Source organism: Solibacillus silvestris (genome assembly GCF_051967575.1).
Taxonomy (GTDB): domain Bacteria; phylum Bacillota; class Bacilli; order Bacillales_A; family Planococcaceae; genus Solibacillus; species Solibacillus silvestris_B.
The window spans coordinates 1-19584 of sequence record NZ_JBQCJW010000007.1 but is presented as its reverse complement, the minus strand read 5'-3'; the positions used below and the strand labels follow the sequence as shown (position 1 = coordinate 19584).

General features: G+C 41.7%; 12 protein-coding genes. 8 read left to right on the top strand and 4 right to left on the bottom strand.

Features of this window, described 5'->3' with window-relative positions:
- Positions 1-58 precede the first annotated feature (58 nt).
- Positions 59-7360, bottom strand: a complete 7302-nt coding sequence (locus ACTHOQ_RS06300) for a cadherin-like beta sandwich domain-containing protein (protein ID WP_440494907.1) — start codon at positions 7358-7360, stop codon at positions 59-61.
- A gap of 228 nt (positions 7361-7588) precedes the next feature.
- Positions 7589-8134, bottom strand: coding sequence for a hypothetical protein (locus ACTHOQ_RS06295; protein WP_440494906.1), 546 nt, complete (start codon positions 8132-8134; stop codon positions 7589-7591).
- 144 nt (positions 8135-8278) lie between these two features.
- On the opposite strand from ACTHOQ_RS06295, the gene ACTHOQ_RS06290 reads away from it, so the two are divergent.
- From ACTHOQ_RS06290 to ACTHOQ_RS06275, 4 genes are all read left to right on the top strand, one after another.
- Positions 8279-10150 (top strand): sensor histidine kinase, encoded by a 1872-nt coding sequence (locus ACTHOQ_RS06290; RefSeq protein WP_440494905.1) that lies wholly within the window; start codon positions 8279-8281, stop codon positions 10148-10150.
- Between the two features lie 15 nt (positions 10151-10165).
- Positions 10166-10948: a response regulator gene (locus tag ACTHOQ_RS06285; RefSeq protein WP_440494904.1), complete on the top strand. Its 783-nt coding sequence runs from the start codon at positions 10166-10168 to the stop codon at positions 10946-10948.
- 380 nt (positions 10949-11328) lie between these two features.
- Positions 11329-12303, top strand: a complete 975-nt coding sequence (locus ACTHOQ_RS06280) for a BMP family lipoprotein (RefSeq protein WP_440494903.1) — start codon at positions 11329-11331, stop codon at positions 12301-12303.
- 19 nt (positions 12304-12322) lie between these two features.
- Positions 12323-13975, top strand: a complete 1653-nt coding sequence (locus ACTHOQ_RS06275; protein WP_440494902.1) for a methyl-accepting chemotaxis protein — start codon at positions 12323-12325, stop codon at positions 13973-13975.
- Between the two features lie 428 nt (positions 13976-14403).
- On the opposite strand, the gene ACTHOQ_RS06270 is transcribed toward ACTHOQ_RS06275, so the two are convergent.
- Complete coding sequence (locus ACTHOQ_RS06270; protein ID WP_440494901.1) at positions 14404-14571, bottom strand: hypothetical protein; 168 nt, start codon at positions 14569-14571, stop codon at positions 14404-14406.
- A gap of 193 nt (positions 14572-14764) precedes the next feature.
- Positions 14765-15514, bottom strand: a complete 750-nt coding sequence (locus ACTHOQ_RS06265) for an SDR family NAD(P)-dependent oxidoreductase (protein WP_440494900.1) — start codon at positions 15512-15514, stop codon at positions 14765-14767.
- A 463-nt stretch (positions 15515-15977) separates the two neighbouring features.
- On the opposite strand from ACTHOQ_RS06265, the gene ACTHOQ_RS06260 reads away from it, so the two are divergent.
- From ACTHOQ_RS06260 to ACTHOQ_RS06245, 4 genes are all read left to right on the top strand, one after another.
- Positions 15978-16427 carry a hypothetical protein gene (locus ACTHOQ_RS06260; protein ID WP_440494899.1) on the top strand — a complete coding sequence of 150 codons (450 nt, stop codon included), beginning with the start codon at positions 15978-15980 and terminating at the stop codon, positions 16425-16427.
- A 23-nt stretch (positions 16428-16450) separates the two neighbouring features.
- Complete coding sequence (locus ACTHOQ_RS06255; RefSeq protein ID WP_440494898.1) at positions 16451-17323, top strand: tetratricopeptide repeat protein; 873 nt, start codon at positions 16451-16453, stop codon at positions 17321-17323.
- Positions 17324-17328: 5 nt separating this feature from the next.
- A complete protein-coding gene (locus tag ACTHOQ_RS06250; RefSeq protein WP_440494897.1) occupies positions 17329-18549 on the top strand; it encodes an ATP-binding protein in 1221 nt (406 codons plus the stop codon).
- Between the two features lie 441 nt (positions 18550-18990).
- On the top strand, positions 18991-19584 hold a 594-nt coding region (locus ACTHOQ_RS06245), incomplete at its 3' end, for a 3'-5' exonuclease (RefSeq protein ID WP_440494895.1).

Here is a 19584-nt window from a genome sequence, read left to right as displayed (position 1 = left end):
TTGCTACATAATAAAGCAAACCTAACTACTTCTTTCGCTAGGTTTGCTTCATTCTGTGCTATTCTTTTTTATCCAATGAAGAAGAATGTTCCCTTGCTGCTTCTTCTATTTCGCCAAACGCCCAATGTGTTGCTGGCACGTCTGTGAATGTTGCTGCTGTGCTAACCGTTAACGGGCCTCGCTTGAATAGGCGGTTCAGCACCTTCACGGCCTGCGCGCGCGTCAAGTTTGCCTCCGGTCGGAATTTGTCGCCCTCCCCGACCATGATATCCGCTGCTTTGGTGAAGTCCATCGCTTCTTTTGCCCAGTGGCTTCCCTTCACATCCGTGAAGTTGGCTGCTGGTAAGTTTGCTGCGATGCCGCAGCTTGCGTAAGCCTCGGCATCCTGTTCACATTGTTTTAAAATCCAGCGATGAACGATGGCTGCCATTTGGGCACGCGTGACTGTTCCGTTCGGATCGAATGCGTCAGCGGTTTTGCCTGTCATAATACCCGCTTCTCTTACTTCCAATATCGCATCATATGCGCCATGTTTTTTGGAAACATCCTTATATGTGCTTGCTGAAGGGGCTGCATCCAGGTTTTTCGCCAGCATTGTCGCCATTTGGGCACGAGTGACCGGTGCATCTGGTCGGAATTCGCTGTTTGCATAGCCTTTAATATATGGTGTGTGCAGGGTTTTATCGGCCTCTTCCTTTGCCTCTTCCTCCCAGCCTTCTAAATACACCATTGTAAAGGTACTGAATTTATTCACTGTAAACTGAAGACCTTCCGAACCGTCCTGCATTTTCACGACCATGCCTTTGATCAGTTCTTTTGAACCATCGCTATGTTCAATGTAAACCCCTAAGTTGTTTAAAAGATTTTCACGCTCTGCCGCATTTTTCGGCAGGCTTGCCGTTAGCGGAAGGACAATTGCCACTTCGCGGCTTTGCATATTTGTTTCGATTTCCATCGGGCGGCCGATCACCTGCACGGTGCTGTTCCCTACAGCCTCCTGGATTAACGATTCATTTTTCGCACGTTCCTCCACTTGTTGCTTTTCACTGTCAGATTTGACCGGAACGATCCGGAAATATAAGTCCCCATTAAACTGGTCAAGCGATTTTGTCGGGATGGAAATGACCGCATTTGGTGTGACGATCTCCAGTTTCAGGCTTCCGTTATTCAATTCGACCAGTGCGGACTGAGGGATCTCCACTACTATTTCCGACACTTTGTCCTGTTTGTCCGGAATCATGATGCGGGCTGTGTCCACCCCTTGCTCTTTTGCTTTTTGAACTGTTTCCTTTGCGATTGCATCTGTCATCGCCACTTTATCCTTCACTGTACCATCTGTCTCTGTCGTGCGAGTGATCGGCGTTTTCGCCAAATTCGACCCGTTGCTGCCGTCCACATCCACGACAATCTGTTCTGTCGTTGGCTGAGGAGCTGGCACTGGTGCCGGATTTGGCTGTGGCTCTGGTTGCGGCTCTGGCTGCGGAGCTGGTGTAGAGCCGCCTCCGTCATTAGTTGCTGGCTGTGCACGGTTCACCGTGATCGTATATGTGTTTTGTGTCACGCCGTCTTCAGCCGTTACAACGACCTTAATTTTATTTGCGCCAATTGTTAGCGGAACAGCCGTTGCAGCTGGCTGACCATTCACTGTCACCGTTGCTTTCCCTGTCTCTTCCACTGTCGGTATAAATGTAATAGCGGAGACGGAATTCGCCACATTCACCGTGTAAGTTTCTCTGTTTTTAGTAAATGCCGGGCTTAATGCACCGCTTGATAATGTCAAATCAGCTAAATAAGCGTTTATGCTTTTCGCATTTACCGTAACGGCTGCGACCTCACTCGTTGCCGTCGCCGTTTCGCGCCCTGACGCATTATTGTCTGTATTCGTGACAACGACATAATAATAGGTTATGCCGGCAATTGCAGTTGGCGCCGAGTATGTCGCACCTATTGCTCCCGGGATTAGCTTGCCATCCGTTGTGCTGTTTGTCGTGTTTGAATACCATTGATAGCTGAGTGTGCCTTTATCTGTTGCAGCAGCTACCGTTAAATTCGCTTCAACGTCCACAGTTACCGTTTGATTAGTAGGCTGCTGTGAAATTGTTGGCGCTTTTGCATTCGTAAGCTCTCTTATAATGTGCAGTGTATAAGTTTTCGTCAGTCCACCGTTAGCTGCTACCTCTATTGTGATAGTATTAGCACCAGGCTGTAACGGAATCGACTCGTTTCCGCCATTTCCAACGGCATGGCTATTTATGCTAGCATTGGCAGTCATATCAAGAGTGCTTGCTGAAACATCGATTGTCGCTGTATTCGATGGTACAGTCAGATTGTAATTCGATTGTACCTTGTCAAATTCTGGCATCAAATTCCCTGCCGATACTGACAATGTTTGTAAATCTGCTGACACCACTTGGACAGTTCTCGTCATCTCTATTGCAGAGATACCATTGCTGTTGACTAGATTATAGTTAAGCGGATAAATACCGAGCTGATTATTATTGACCGCCCCACTAATATTCACTTCACCTGTCAAGTCCCCATCCACTTCGTCCATCGCACTATATCCAGGCTCCAAATATGTGCTGCCTAATTCAATATACATCGGATTGTTTCCTTGAAGCTGAATGACTGGCTTTGAAACTACTGTAAACTGAACTTTCGCACTATCAGTTAGAGAATCGGCGTTCCCATTTGTTGTGCCATTATCCCGGACAGTGTAATCAAAACTTGCTGATCCTGTACCGTTTGGAATAAATATAATCTTTCCATCTTGGATAGTGGCTGTTCCCCCAACCGCATTTTCAACTGAAGTAATTGTCAGTGTCTGGCCATTTTCGTTTTCTGGACCTTTTAGATCATTTTGTAAAAGCTCTTCAAAAGTAATTGAGATTCCACCTGAATTCAATTCCTTGTTCGGAAGTTGATCATCAGTGGCGATTGGATTGTCATTGACTTCCTTCACGATAATACTTGCTTGAATCGCATCGCTTAATTTTCTCCCATCATCGCTTGGAGCTGCCTGGATTAAAAAGCCAAATCCTGTTGTGCCATACTGATCTTCTGCAGGCTGGAACTTTAGCCCGGCCTGACCTTCCGATACTGTTATAAAATCACCATTAACAATTGGAAAAGCCCCATCATTTTTATAAAGGCTGCCACCCGTAATCCCCGTAATTTTATAATGGGTTGTTGTGGCTCCATCAGCATTTGCTGGTGTAATAACTAATCCGTCCGAACTTTTTTCATCCTCATTTGTTACAGCATCTGTCACGGTCGGCTGATCAGCCCTTGGTTTGATCGGAATTAAAGCCATGCTTTCATCTGTTTTCGGGTCTGGTGCACCATTTGTTGTGCCATCATCCATAATCGTATAGTTAAATCTCGCCGTTCCACGATAATTCGGGTTTGGTGTAAATACGATATGGTTGCCGTCAAGACGCACTGTTCCTCCTTCAACGCTCTGGACATTCGTTATCATTAATGTTTGTCCGCTTTCATTATCCGGTCCCGCCCAATCATTGGACAATAAATCTGTTAAAGGTATATTGAAGCTTGACGAATTTTCATCTATAGAAGGTAAGGAATCACTATTAGCATTTGGTTCATCATTTACTTCTGTTACAGCAATTCTGCCTGAAGTAAAATCACTCAATCCTAAACCTGTCACATCCAATGACGCTTGAACTTTAAATGCATAAGTATCGCCTGCCATCGAATTTGTATCAGCATATGGAAGGAACTTCAATCCCGATTGCCCTTCTGCTTTTGTGATGAAATACCCGTTCTCAATTGTTGATACGCCATCATTTTTATAAAGAACACCGCCAGTAATATCGCTTATTTTATAGTGTGTTACATCATCGGCATCTTCTGCATGCGGCGTGATTACCAAACCATTTTCGCTAATAGTGTCTTCCTTAGTAACTGTCGATGTTATAGTCGGAGCACTCGCGGTTTTAGGGTTTGTTGTAAATGTTAAAATTGTTTCTTCATTAGTAGGTTCACCTTTTATAATATTCGCAATATAACGGACTTTCACCGTCTTGTCCCCGCTTAGATCAGGCAGGTTTGCTAAATTAAAGGTTGTCCATGCGCCTCCGTTGATTTGAAACTCCATGGAAGGATTAATACCTATAATTGAGTTATTGGCATCATTCGCTGAAACAGTTGGCGGAGGTAATAATCGATAAACGGTAACACTATATGTTTTCGTTGTTAATCGATCTTCCGCTGTCACAATGATGTCGATCGTATTTTTGCCATCATTAAGATAAAATGGCTGAAGTTCTATCTCTGGCTGATCATTTATTCTTAACTGCGCTGTTGCTTTACTATCATCAAAAGTAGGTATAACCGTCATACCATTCATCATGGAAGGTACAATCGCTGTATAATTTACTGTATCTTTATTGAAAGCCGTATTTAACGGACCAGATGAAATCGTTAAATTACTTAAATCCGCGTTATTGCTTTTCAAATTTTGTGTTACTATTTGCTGCATCGTATACACGCTCTTATTCCCCGCCGCATCTTTGACAAGGACGTTGAAATAGTAAGTTGTATTCGGCGTAAGACCCGTCACAGCAAACGTATTCAAGTCTTTCATGAATCCTTGCCCTAATGCTGTACCGTTTGCTTCGATATTGTTTACAGTATCAATATTATCGCTGCTGGATTGGTAGACTTCGTATTCTAAATCGCCTTGTTGAGTGGCATTGTCTGTTGCTTTTGCCCAGACCAAATTAACCTTTATAGGAGTGACGTCAGATGAGATAATCAATCCATTGTTACCCGGTAACGGTGGCATCATGTCTAGTGGTCGGTTCACTATTACATTCACAGTCTTTGTATCAGTCTGCCCCACCGCATTTATCCATGAATCCCCATCCCATAACTGCTTTTGGAAAACTACTGAAATGTTATAATCTCCCGAAATGCTTGAGGTATATGTTGACGTGTAAACACCATTTGATTCAGTAAAGTTTCCATTCTTATCATTTTCTGATGACGACCAGGAAAGAGGGATATATCGCTCATCATTGATAACAGATCCTGTCGCTGATTGTCTGTCACCTGTTGCTGTTAAAATTATATCTTCTCCTACTATAACTGAGCTGCGATCCGCAATAGCCATATTATTTGCAGCTAAAGCTGGTGTTGCTGGCGTCTGATTTATAATAGGATTATCTACTGCAAAGGAATTGAAACAATACCATAACTCTGGATACTCATTATAATCCGGAGCAGCAGAACTTCTTTTTATAACAACTCTGTCAACATTCTGGAATATACTAGGTTCCAGCTCGGTAGAATTGAATTTGGAAATATATGATGGGTCATCTGCTACGGTAAGCGTAACTTCCCCCGTCTTTACACTGTCCCTATAGCCAACCACTGTAATTTTGGAGCTATCTCCTACTAAACCTAAAGAATTAAAAATATGGAATCCATCAAATTTAAATTCTGAACCATCGATTGTTTTGATAACTAGATGTGTACGTGCTGAGCCATCACCGCCATATTTAGAGGCGTATTGGCTGTTTATTAGAGTTGCCCGTTCCCCTTCATATGCACTGCTTGGATCATTGAATTCAGACTCCTCCCATACATACAGCCCTATATTATCAGTCCGGGTATCCCCTGAATCGGAATCTGTATAATAGATTTCAAAATCTTTTCCGCTAATATCATCTGATCCTTGTTCCCCATCAGTCAATTCAGTACCTAAATCTGTCCAAGTCCCTGGTGTACCTGTTGCCTTAATCACCGCTGGGAGCTCTTTGGAATTCGGGCTTATCGTTGCCTCTTTTGTTGAATACACGCTCTTATTCCCCGCCGCATCTTTGACAAGGACGTTGAAATAGTATGTTGTATTCGGCGAAAGACCTGTAACACCAAACGTATTCATGTCTTTCGTGAATTCCTGCCCTAAAGCTGTACCGTTCGCCTCCACATTGCTTACAGTATCGATATTGCTGCTGCCTGATTGGTAAACTTGATATTCCAGATTTTCCTGGCTCGTAACATTGTCTGTTGCTTTGTCCCAGTTTAATGTAATGCCTGAAGAAGTAACATTAGATATATAAATATTGCTGTTATTTATCGCAGGTGCTATAGAATCATCTAGAAAATCTATTGGTGGATCTAACACAATATTATCTATTATTGCACCTAAAATTGTGTTCGGAGCTGTGTCTGCAACCGTAAATCGAACCATATCCAAATTTGACCATAACGACCCTTTGAAGATAAGTTTGCCTCCCGTAAAATCTCCGGTAGGACCAACATTTCTCATCCACGATAATTCCGAATTTGGACTAGATAAATTATCCAAATAAGTTGTCGCTAATCCATTTGGTGTTTTAAAATCCACCAAAACAGAAACTTTAGCGATTCCATCATCATAACCAGTCACTGTATATTTTTCAGCATTTCGTGAACCATGATCCCACATATCAAGCTCAAGGGATGTCATTTTAAAATTGTTTAGTTGATTTTCGGATTCGAACTGGAAATATGTCCCGGTATTCGTTCCGTACCAGATGGCGTTCAGTGCGTGCCCACTGCCAATTGTGTTGCCTGAATTTCGAATCGTTTCAACAGCTAAAGCTTCATTCAGGGCATCTGTCGAATAAACCATACCATCTATTTTTAGCGGCTGATCTATTTCACTTTCTGTTCCTGCTGGTATTAAATCAAACGTCTGAGTAAAAGGAAGCATTGGGAAAGCCGGCGCTTCTTCATTATTCATTGGCGGATTTACCGATGCATTGGTAATTGTGAAATTTACTAAGTTAAAGCCAATATGTTGTGAATAATTATCATTGGATTTTGTATAAGTAATCCTAAAAGAATTTATTGTTTTACCTATAGCCGGACTATAGTCGATAGGAAAATTCTCAACCATAATATCTTGATTGCTTTCGGTATGAGGGAGAGTGGAAAAGACTTCTTCATCATTAGCATAGCCAGTTACAACTATATCTTTGAAATGGCCACCCTTTAATGAATCATTAAAGTACTCCCCCATATAAAGTTTTTCAAGTTCAAAACTGCCTAACATAGAATTAGCCTTTATATCCATATATACCGTTTCTTCATTATTGATAGTAGTGCTATTTATAAAAGCGCCAAATTCGTCTGCTTCTATAGGCGTCTTAGAAGAAGTAATAGTAAAAAATCCATCTGGACTAGTATGAATGCCATCTATTATTTTATAGTCTCTGAAATCCTGAACCCCATCCGGGAGACTGGCTGCAAAAACATTTTTTTCTGTTGGAAATCCTATGAAACTATTGCTTACTATTAAAATGGATACTAAAAACATGCTAATCATTTTACTTAAATATTTATTCCTCATATAAAATCATCTCCTTTCAATTATGTAAGTAAACCTTCCTTGAACTTGTTTACTCTTAACCCGTCAAAATCAAAATACAATATTAAATCTGAAATCTTAGCTACAAAAAATCTTACCGATTATATAATTTTCTTGTCCTTCATTAAATTGATAAACACTTAAATGAATTTTTTTAATATGCTGCCATGCGCCAACCTAATATTACAGGATTAATCCCCTCCATACTCCTTACCCATGCACTGCCAAACTAAGTTCACTTCCGCCTTGGAGATCACTATTAATATGGGCAAACTGAAATTGAATCGCTTCAATGCCATTTCTATATTTCCATGAAGAAGCTACTTTTGCGTTCACCAATCTGTAGTTGTCATTATGTATCGTTGCGATATTTTCATGTTTTACGTTATTTGGATTGCCGATTATATCGCTGCTTTCATTGTTGGCATAATGAAATTGAATAATCGACAATTTCCCTTCCGAGATGTCTGTCGTTATTCCACTAATATAAGAGTTGTCAGGAACATGCACTAAATGAAGCCTGCAATTTTCCTTCGTACCGTGTAGACTTCCCTCTTTTACGGTCCCATTCTCGGCAAACATAAATTTCAAGCCCAAAATCGTATCATTGATGTAAACATAGACTTGTTTGATACACCCTGATAAATCTTTAGTTGCAACTATTTTTCCTGATACAAGACTACCGCCGGAAATATGATATCCTCCCTTTCTTCGCTCATTATTGAATATTGATTTATCTGAAATTAAATTCCACAACTATAGACTTAATACCTAGACAAAACTATAATTTAATTATGAAAGAGAGTGTATAATGTTTCAAATAGAACTTTCTTACAAGATTCTTACAAGGTTCGACATAAAAACAGCACTTAGTTCTTATTGATACACGGGGGTGTGGAGTTGAAAAAAAAGAAGGTTTTGCTCCTTTTAGTTAGTTTGGTGATTCTATTCGCACTTACTTTATTTTTCTTGCAAAATGATCAGCCCTCTTTTGCTTCACAGGGAACGCTTGACCTCAGCAAGACACCTTTTCACGATGATAAAATGATTGCGCTTGATGGGAAATGGGAATTTTATGAAGGCGAGTTATATGAACCGAACGCATTTACCGATCGGATTAAGGAAAATGCAAAATTAATCCAAGTCCCCGGCAATTGGGCGAATAATGAAGAAAGAAAAGGTGTGGGCACATATAGACTTGTCATAAAAAACGTGCCTGCCGGGAAGATACTCGGCATCAAGAAGCAGAACATCCGCAGTGCGAGCAATATTTTCATTAATGGGGAACTTGTTAGCGAAGAAGGTACTGTCACAAAGAGCGAGGCAGATTATAAGGAAGGAAATTACCCTAAATTGATTTTCTTTCAAACAGATACAAATCAGATTGAAATCATCATACAGGTTTCCGATTTTTCATTTAACAGCGCAGGAATTTCAAATTCGATCTATTTCGGTGAACAGGAAGTTTTAGTTACTGAAAGCTTTAAAAAAGTGCTATATGAATTGGCGATTATCACGATTTTGCTGACGATCGGATTATTATATATTCTTTTATATCTTTTTGTGGAAAAGTATCGCAGAAAAGAATTCTTCATCCTTGCCTTCGCTTTATCATGCATCTTTTTTGCATTCATAAATTTATGTTTAAGCGAACGAACGATTCTTTATCTCCTGCCAAATCTATCTTTCGAAGCAATGTTTAAAATCAAGGACACCTCCATCTTTCTTGCAACAATCTCTTTGATTCTAATTGTGTCGCAAATTGATAAAAGACTGCTGGCGCCTTGGCTGAGAAATTCATTGATTTTTATTTATTCCCTTTATGTTCCCGTCATTTTATTGACATCGTTGAATTTTTACCATATGTTCGCACCTGTCTTTGTTTTTTTGAATTGCTTTACTTACTTATACATTATGATAAAAGTCGCTTATTTTTATATAAAAAAGAAAAATGCCGCAAATGATTACCATCACACGATTATCATGTTTAGTATACTGAATATTAATATTTATAATATTAACTTGCTCCTATACAGTTTTGGCGTCACTGCAAAATTGGAGCTCGGCTTTTTGAACATTCTGATTTACGCTATTACGCTTGCGATTTACTTAACGATTCGGGTCAATCAATCCTATAAAACGAACGACTTTTTAACACATGAATTGGATGTGACCGAACAGGCGTATTTAGTAGCGCAAATCAAGCCGCACTTTTTCTTCAATACTTTAACGAGTGTGATGTCTCTATGTTATACGGACGGAAAAAAAGCGGCTCAATTATTGGGGCATTTCAGCAATTTTCTAAGACAATCTTTCGAGTTTAATTCCCGGGACATTTTCGTAACGGTCGATAAAGAATTGAATTTGCTAACTTCTTATATTGCTATAGAAAAAGAGCGATTCGGGGAAAAATTGTGTATTGATTATGATATTGACCCACATGCATTGGCGGAATCGATTCCTTCACTTTCCATCCAGCCGTTAGTGGAAAATGCGATAAACCATGGCATTTATCCGAAAGAAGATGGCGGCGTCATTAAAATTTCCATCAGTAAGGAACAATCAAAACTAGTAGTTAGCGTATTTGATACGGGTGTTGGAATACCAGCTGGGCGGATTTCCGATTTAATGGATGCGGCAAAGCAAAGAAAACGCGGTATCGGCATCCCCAATATTAATAAGCGATTGGCAAAATATTATGAAACACAATTAATTATCGAGAGCGAGCAAAATTTATGGACAAAGGTTACATTTGAAATACCAATCAACTAGAAAGGGGTTGTTTTTATGCTTAAAGCAGTCATTGTTGATGATGAAATACTGGTCGCCAATTTTCTAAAAATGCAATTGGAGCATACTGGCTTGGCTTGTGTAGTCGGCCAATATCAAAAACCGTCCGCCGCACTTGCCGAAATCCCGGATTTAAAGCCGGATGTTGTTTTTTTGGATATTGAAATGCCTGGAATGAATGGAATCGAGCTTGCCACAAAGCTCCTCAATGGAGGTACGAATATAGAAATCATTTTCGTCACGGCATACAATCAATATGCAGTTGATGCATTCAGGCTGAATGCGGTACATTATCTTTTGAAACCGACTGATGAAGATGATATTCTTGTCGCGCTGGAACGTGTCATGAAAAAGAGAAAAGCCCATTCGAATGTTATACTCAATAATAGCTTAAAAATCGAGCTTTTCGGTCATATTAAAGTTTTTCACGAAAATCAGGAAGTGCGGTTAAAATGGCCGACAGTAAAAGTAGAGGAATTATTCGCCCTCTTGCTTATATACCGTAAGCATGGGATAGAAAAATGGCAGCTTACAGAAAAGCTATGGCCTAAAATCGAATTGAAGAAGGCTGAACAAAATCTTTATACTTCCATTTACCGACTTAAGAAAATTTTGGCGGAAAGCGGTCTGCAAATTCAAATCGAAAATGCAAAGGGTAAATATTCCCTTAACTTGCCGAACTGCACCATCGATATAGAAGATCAACCGCAATTCAACAAAGCTTCATTATTCGGGGAGGATAAACGATATCCATGGGTAGAGGATTTGGTGGATAGTTGATTTTCCTTGGGAATGTTTTTTCTTTTATTAAGGCTTTTGGAATTAGAAGTTTCGGATATTTATATAAATTTTGAAGGACTGGTCAATTTGGACAGTCCTTTATTTAATTTTACCTAACGGATCATTGCGTCCGATTATACTTGCAGCATCTTTTGCATAGGCTCTTATCTACATGCAATCCGCTTTTCCCGTCAATGACTTTCTTTGGAAGCGCCTCCTTATAAACCACTGGCAAAAGCCGACATCAATTCCCCCCATCTTTCTATTAATAATTTGCGCGATAATTTACTTTATTTTATTAAATGGCAATTATACGATAAAATCGAAAAGGTAGGTTGTCATACATCTATACTATGTATTAAAAGTAAAGGATTGATAGGATGAAAAAGAAATGGACTTTTGCGATAAGTCTTTTAGTCGCTGGCATACTTTCCGCGTGCTCATCGGATTCAGACGAAGAAACAAAGGAGCGTGTGAAAATCGGGGTCATGCTTTCCGATGCGGGGCTCGGGGACCAGTCGTTTTCGGATATCGCTTTTGAGGGGCTTGAAACGGCGCGCGATGAGCTGGATATAACTTTTGATTACCGTGAACTGGAGGAAACAGGTACATATAAGCAAGGCATAGAGGAGCTTCTTGAGGAAGGGCAGGATTTAGTCATTGGCATCGGGTTTACGGTGCTGGAAGATATGGAAGCAGTAGCCGCTGCACATCCTGACCAGCAGTTTTTATTAATCGATGCAGTTTCCGCCTTGCCGAATATTCATACAATTACCTTTAAAGAGGATGAAGGCTCGTTTCTGATCGGGGCATTGGCTGCGATGAAATCAACAAGCGGTATTGTCGGATTTATCGGCGGTGTCGATAATCCGGTCATCCAGCGCTTTGAGCAAGGTTTTAAAGCAGGCGTTAAACATATGAATCCCGATGCGCAGATTTTATCCGTGTATGCGGGAAATTTCGGCGATGATAAGCTTGGGGCTTCCATTTCCCGGGATATGATCGCACAAGGGGCTGACTTTTTATATCCGGCTGCCGGCTTTGCTGGAGTTGGCGCCATTTTAGCAGCGCAAGAAGCAGGTGTGTATGCATTCGGCGTAGACAGCGACCAGTTTTTCCTAGCTGAAGATACGATTGTCTCTTCCATGCAAAAACGCGTAGATACAGCTGTATATCAAGCGATTGAAGAAATCGCCGTATCCGGGTCGCTCGCAGAAAAAGATAAAATACTTGGCATCAAGGAAAATGGCGTCGGTCTTGCGCCAATACGTGTCATTAAATTGACGGCACAGGAACAAAAACAACTTGAAAAATTACAGCAGGAGCTTGCAGAGGGGCAACTGACGATTAAGTAGGAGAAAGGATGGTCAAACAATGAAGCTAAAACAAAAGATATTAATGCTGGCCCTCATTCCGCTGCTGCTGGCTGTCTGTATTATCGGCTATAACATCGGTCAACTAATGAGCCTGAATGCTTCGACGGAAGAAGTCGTGGAATCTCTAGTCAAGGTGGAGGAATTAAACAGCTCCGTGCAAAGTCTTCAAAAATCATTGAGCGTTTATTCCGTGAATGTGTCAGAAAACAATAAGCAAAATATTGAAACAGATTTAGCTAATATAAAGACAGTTTACGAAATTTTGCACAACACTTTTACAACAGATTGGCAGCACATCATTGGTAAACGTTTTGAGCAGAAGTTCGCAAATATTTCCGAGGTGACGGAAGCCTCGCTGCAGGACAGAAATATTGCAGAAATCAAGCGGCAATCACAGCGCACACGCGGGATTGTCAATGATGTAATCGAGCTGAAACGCGATGTCGGCGCAAACTATGCGGCGATGCAGCGAGAACTCGACAGTAAAATCAATGCCATTACGTGGATTTCAGTCATATTGGCGGTTGTGCTGTTAACAGGCAGTATTGTGGCTGCACTTTATTTTACGAACAGAATTGTCGGACGGATTGCCCGGTTGACGGCAGGTGCCAAAGAAATTGCTGCCGGGAATTTGAATGTGCAGTTTGAAGACAAGGAATCGGACGATGAAGTCGGTGAACTGCAAGCTTCATTCCGTCAGATGACCGGCAATTTAAAGGATATTATTTCGCATGTGTCGGACAGTTCGGACCAGGTCGCGGCATCTGCAGAGGAGCTGATGGCCAGTGCCGATGAAACAATGGTCGGCACAGAACTGATTTCAACGTCAATCCAGCATGTGTCGGACGCAGCGGACAACCAAAGAAGCATGTCGCGCTCTTCAGCCGCCTTTGCCCAGAAAGTATTGGGCGAGGCAAAGGAAATCGCGAGTCAAGCCGATCAGGCAACCGCACTATCCCATTCCACAAGCGAGAAAATCGAAAAAGGCTCAGTCTATGTGGAAAACACTGTCTCGCAAATGAATTTAATTCAGTCGACAGTGGAGGCAACTGCTGATTCATTAACATTGCTGACAAGCCGCACGAAGGAAATCGTGAATATTTTGCAGCTTGTGCAGGATATTTCCGACCAGACAAATTTGCTTGCCCTTAATGCAGCGATTGAAGCGGCGCGTGCGGGAGAAGCAGGCAAAGGTTTTGCGGTTGTCGCGGATGAGGTGAAAAAGCTGTCCGAGCAGACAAAACAGTCCGTATCCGACATTTCACGCATCGCAGCGGAAATTGAAACAGATACGACTAAAACCGTTTCATCCATCCAGCAAGTGAAGAGCCGCGTAAATGCCGGTATCACGATTTCTTATAATACAAAGGCGACATTCAATGAAATCCTGGCGATCATCGGCCAAGTGCAAAAGCAGGTAGATCAGATTTCAGCCGTATCCGATAGTATCCATACGAAAATGGAATCTGTTTCGGAGCAGTCACTGCAAATAGCAAAAGTTTCCGAGACAACAGCCGATAATGCCGTATCTGTGGCATCTGCCTCGGAGGAGCAACTCGCATCCATGACAGAAGTGAACGCGGCTGCAGGGTCCCTCGCCCATCTTGCGGAAGAGCTGCAGCGCATTGTTTCTAAGTTCAGCACGGAATGATTGGATTCAATCAAGAAAAAACGGATTTATAGAAAAAAAGCGATGGAAGAAACGTAAATTCGTTCATTCCATCGCTTTCGTTCGTTTAATTGCCGTTTTATTAAGTGAACAGTGAGGGTTTCCCGTATGGGGGATGAAAAGTGCCCGCTCTTCCCCCATTGGGAACCCAGTTGGGCGCCCTATCTGATGAATAGACGGGGAAATTCCGCCTAATTAGAAAATAAAGCAAAAAATAGCCGAAATTGACGGAAAAACTCCGCCTATCTACTTGAAAAGTCCGTTAAATAGCGTTTTCTCTTCACTTAACCGGAAAATCTCCGCTTATTTTCTTCCGCTACTATAAGGCTGGGAACCCAACCCCTATAGCGAACAATGCAAATAGGCTAGCCGAAAGTTCAAGGCATCCGCGAAAAATAATATCCATTTAGTTACAAGACGACCAAATCAGGGGGTATACCGCTCTGCTCCAGCTGCACGAGAAAATCATCGCGCTCTCCATCAAAATGTTTCGAACCGCCAATCTCATCCTGCCGCTCAATCTTTTCAATCGCTTCGCCTTTTTTCAAAAAATAGGCAGCAATGAATGCTTCATGCATTGAAAACCCTCCTTTGCTTCGCTTTAGCTAGTAGAATCGTAACATATGTTTTAAGTATTTTGGGCGAAAACAAAACCGCCGAACCTTTGAACCGCCTATATTTGCCCATGATTCGAATTGCTCTTAAATATGTATGCAAAATATAAGACCTGCACTGTTTTCAAGTGCAAGTCTCGCATCCGGGAATTTTCAATTATTTCGTACTCGTGAATCCACCATCAATACGGATGACTTCACCGTTAATATACTCTGCTTTTGATGTTAAAAGGAATGTGACAAGCTCGGCCACCTCCTCTGGTGTCCCTAAGCGTTTTTGCGGAATTCCGCCAGTAGCGTTTTCCTTCATTTTCGGGTTTGCCTCATAAAAGGCTTTTACCATCGGTGTCTCAGTTGGCCCCGGAGCGATCGCATTTACACGCAAGCCATCCTTTGCATATTCCGCCACCATACTTCTTGTTAAGCCTACGATGCCGTGTTTCGTTGCCGAGTATGTCACAACAGAGTCTTGCCCGATAACGCCGGCACTTGATGCTGTATTAACGATTGAACCGCCGCCGTTTTTCAGCATAGCTTCCGCCACATAGCGGACCCCATACAGCGCACCAAGAAGGTTAATGCCGACAATTTGATCGATTTCCTCGATTGTTGTATCCAAATAGAATTTGCCGCTTCCCGAAATCCCGGCATTATTGAAGAAATAGTCAATTGAGCCGTATATTCCCAACGTTTTATCGACATAATTTTTTACTTCCTCCGCCTTCGAAACATCCGCTTTGATGAAAATTGCATCAACGCCATGCGCTTTTACTTTTTCGACTGTTTCGTTGCCGCCTTTTTCACTTACATCCACTACGGCAATATTAATGCCTTCCTGTGCCATGCGGATAGCTGTCGCTTGACCTAATCCGCTTCCTCCGCCTGTAATGATAGCCGCTTTTGCCATGTTCATAGCCTCCTGAAAAAATGATTTCCGAAATGGGCATATACTGTATTCAATATAAACAAAACTTTCCTGCCATAATTATATTGTTTTACCCATTCCGTATGAAAATAAACACTTAAATGAGCGCTTTGAATTTTTTTTTGCTTCCCTACGTTCGCCGTTCACCAGAGCATTCTCCCATTATTCTTTAAAAGATATGCGCTTCTGCTACCCTCGCATATCCCGAAAACCCGCTTTCTAGTTATAATTCACTAATCAAAATCCGTCGGTAAGGACTCTCCATCTTCTTTCGAAAATCCCGCTTTAAATTGGATACGACCTTTTCCTCACACTCCAGAGAAAAACTAAACCCATCAACTCATTTTGCGGTTGAATTATACAAATATTAGAAAATGTCCTCTATACTATTACAAGAAAACGGAAGTCTGTCGCATTACGATGGAATTTATGAGGAGGCTGCAATATGCAAGATCTATATTCTTCAAGCTTAGTCGAAAATGATGCCGGTGCAACAAAAAGCTATAATATCGGCGGTCTTTTTCTTGTAGCATTTTTTGGAGGCATTATCGGCGTTTCTGTGCTCGGTATACAAAATGCGAAATGGCTGCGGCTGGACAAAAAATATATTCAAGGCTTAATCGCGGTCAGCACCGTGCTCTTTATTTTGAAAGTGATCGTTGTTTATGCAATTGCCCAGCAAGCGATTGCCATCAGCCTATCCAATATGGACAATATCGCCAAATTATTCGGGGTGCTCTGTTATATCATTTATTTTTTAGCCATGAAAAAACCGTTTAAAGAGCATCTCGCTGTTGGCGGAGGCACGGAAGTTTTATATAAAAAAGGGATTGTGTGGGTGTTAATTTCCGGTGTCATCGAGAGTATGCTCATCATGCTTTCAAAATTAATTTAACTAATCGAATGTAGGTGTTTAAATTGATCGAACAACAACCTCTGTCCATTGAAATGATTGAACATTATTATGAAATAGATCGTTTTCAGCAGGTCGTCGATTCCATAAAGGACATTTTGCATGAGCATCTTGAAAATGGGCGCCTTTGGTATATGCTTGGCTTCAGCAATTATCAATTGAATTTTTATGAGGATGCTGAAGAACAGCTGCTCGAGGCGATGCGATTAGGCTATGCCCGTGAACATACGCTCTATATTTTAGGACATATTTATATGGAAACGGAGAAGTTCCAGAAATCGGAGGAAGCTTTTTTAGAGGCGCTTCGCATTGATCCCAATCATGCGCAAGTCCATGCGAGCTATGCGTATTTAATGAAAAAGCTCGGCCATAGGAAAAAATCGCAGCAGCTCATTCAAAGGGCGATGGAATTGGATCCTGAAAATGCCCATGTCCTCCGCTACTATTTCCGCCTTGAGGCAATAACGGATAAAAAACAGCAGCAAATGCAGGCATTAGAACATTATATGAATTCGGGCGATAGCGAATTATCCAAGCTGATTCAACTTGGGCTGCATGCATCCCTTCAAAACAAGGAGAAGGAAGCGAGGGAATATTACCGCCAAGCCTTCCTTTTGAAACCTGATGATCCGCAACTGCTGGCGGTATTGGAGGAAATGGATGTACATAACCATCCCCTGTTGGCGCCGCTTCGTTTAATGGACCGCATAGGAGGACCATTCGTCGTCTGGGGACTCGGTATCGGCATCTTTATTCTTCTCCTCTTTAGCGGGTTGAATTATTTAAGCACAGCTTGGATCATACTATATTTCCTTTTTACTTCCTATACATGGTTGGCTATGCCATTAGTTAAAATCCTAAGGAAAAAAAGCAGGTGAATGAAATGGATAAAATAAAATGGTTACAGGAAATGGTTGCACAAAGTCCGGCCGATCCGCAGGCGAATTATTGGCTCGGAAAGGAGCTTGCCGAAAACGGCCGCTATCATGAAGCGATTTCTTCAATATCAACGGCCATTTCCAATTGTGCAGAAGATCGTTTAAGGAACGATATGGTCAATGAACTGGTGAAAATAAGTTCCCATTTGAAGCAAGAGGAAAATACATCGCCGTCCTTGCCCGATGTTCCAATGGATGGAGAGGTCAATTTTCCCCAATCCTCCATTAACAAAACAAAGCCGTTTCAGCCGATGCTGAAGGTGATTGACGGCAATGCGGCGCCGACTAATGCAAAGCAAGAAACCGATGATGTAACATTTGCGGATGTCGCAGGCTTGGAAGATTTGAAAAAGACCATTCACTTACGCATTATTAGTCCCTTTTTCAACAAAGGGTTGTTTGCCAAGTTCCGGAAAAAGATCGGTGGCGGCATTCTGTTCTACGGACCCCCCGGATGCGGGAAAACGTTCATCGCACGGGCAACTGCCGGTGAGTGCAATGCCCACTTTTACCCAGTAAGAATAACCGATATACTGGATCCATACATCGGTGTAAGCGAACGGAATTTGAAGGATATTTTTGATAAAGCGCGTTTTCAGAAACCGAGCATCCTCTTTTTTGATGAGGTTGATACGATTGGATTCAGCCGCTCCAAATCCTCTTCAAACACACGCGGGCTCATCGACACTTTCTTGACGGAGATGGAAGGGATCGATTCGAGTACAGATGAAATACTTGTCATGGCGGCGACGAACACGCCTTGGGATGTCGATAATGCCTTGAAGCGCCCCGGCCGTTTCGATCGATTGATTTTTGTGGCGCCGCCGGATGAGGAAGCAAGGGAACAAATTTTCAAGCTGAAAGTCAAAGGTAGATTCGCAGAAAATATCGATACACAGCTCCTCGCCTCCAAAACCGAATTTTTTTCCGGCGCTGATATTGAAAACGTCGTGGAGCTGGCTTCAGAGCATTTAATTGAGGAGATTTTAACAAAAGGGACTGAACGCCCTTTAACGACCGAAGATTTTCTTCAAGCACTCGAAAATGTCCAGCCTTCCACATTGGATTGGCTGCGCACAGTGAAAAACTATGTCAAATACTCAAACCACGGCGGCCTCTACAACGATGTCGAAAAATACTTAAGTAAACATAGCCGCCGAATTTGAAGATTAAACCAATCGCCCTAAAAGTAGAGTGATTAGAAGAGAACCTGCCATCCATATTAGAGATGGCAGGTTCTCTTAAATATTTAAATGAATTGTCGGCCCATCATAGTTGCAAAATGCATGACTTGCCGATTGGATGCCCACTAAGTAAACTAATCCCCCTGACCCCATGAGTTGAATTTCCCCTTTTCGATTTCAACGTTCGTTTAAAAAAATTCCAGCACAAGCCTTACCAATTCTTACTTGTAGCGTCATTTATGCGGAAAATAATTTGCCTTTTATTCATTTTGCGATTCAATTTGCAGTCCATCGATCGTTTCCATTAAACAAGTTTTAAAATGGCCTAAAAAATTATAATTTCCAGCCATTTTTATGGCATGCCTCCACTGATTTATGATTCAATAAAATAGAACAAACGTTTCGAGATCGTGAGGTGAAATGATGAAAATCGAACGTGTGCACATTAGAATTTTTATTACATGCTCAATTGTCAGCTTTGCAAACTGTGAAGCATTATTGGCAAGCTATCCGAAAGAGGCAATTGAAGAATTGGAAAAACACGGCTATATTGCGCGTTCGCGTTATGGCCATTATTATAATACAAAGCTTGCCGCCCAGTATTTAAGAGACTTGATGGCGGGTTATAGTCCGCGCCTGAAAGTGACGGATATGGCTCAAATGCTCGAGAAGGCCGACGAATATGTTGTAGTCGATATTGAAACAACAGGCGGCTCTGCTGCTCGGGGCGATAAAATCGTTGAAATCGCCGCATTGAAAGTACGCCATGGGGAAACGATTGATCTTTTTCATCGTTTTGTCAATCCCGAAAAGCCGATCAAAAATTCGCATATTCACGGAATCACAAACGAGCGGGTGAAAGATGAACAGAAGATTGCCACGGTCATTCACGACTTTAAGGCATTTTTAGGTGATTTGCCGATCGTGAGCCATCACATCGGTTTTGATTGGTACAATTTTTTGGCGCTTGAGCTATTCAGAAATGGCATACGTCCCACAAACAAAGCCGCATGCACA

Excerpts from the sequence above, each read along its gene's own strand:
- ACTHOQ_RS06275 (WP_440494902.1), top strand. The coding sequence starts at position 12,323 with ATGAAGCTAAAACAAAAGATATTAATGCTGGCCCTCATTCCGCTGCTG.
- ACTHOQ_RS06285 (WP_440494904.1), top strand. The coding sequence starts at position 10,166 with ATGCTTAAAGCAGTCATTGTTGATGATGAAATACTGGTCGCCAATTTT.
- ACTHOQ_RS06265 (WP_440494900.1), bottom strand. The coding sequence starts at position 15,514 with ATGGCAAAAGCGGCTATCATTACAGGCGGAGGAAGCGGATTAGGTCAA.
- ACTHOQ_RS06300 (WP_440494907.1), bottom strand. The coding sequence starts at position 7,360 with ATGAGGAATAAATATTTAAGTAAAATGATTAGCATGTTTTTAGTATCC.
- ACTHOQ_RS06260 (WP_440494899.1), top strand. The coding sequence starts at position 15,978 with ATGCAAGATCTATATTCTTCAAGCTTAGTCGAAAATGATGCCGGTGCA.
- ACTHOQ_RS06280 (WP_440494903.1), top strand. The coding sequence starts at position 11,329 with ATGAAAAAGAAATGGACTTTTGCGATAAGTCTTTTAGTCGCTGGCATA.
- ACTHOQ_RS06250 (WP_440494897.1), top strand. The coding sequence starts at position 17,329 with ATGGATAAAATAAAATGGTTACAGGAAATGGTTGCACAAAGTCCGGCC.
- ACTHOQ_RS06270 (WP_440494901.1), bottom strand. The coding sequence starts at position 14,571 with ATGCATGAAGCATTCATTGCTGCCTATTTTTTGAAAAAAGGCGAAGCG.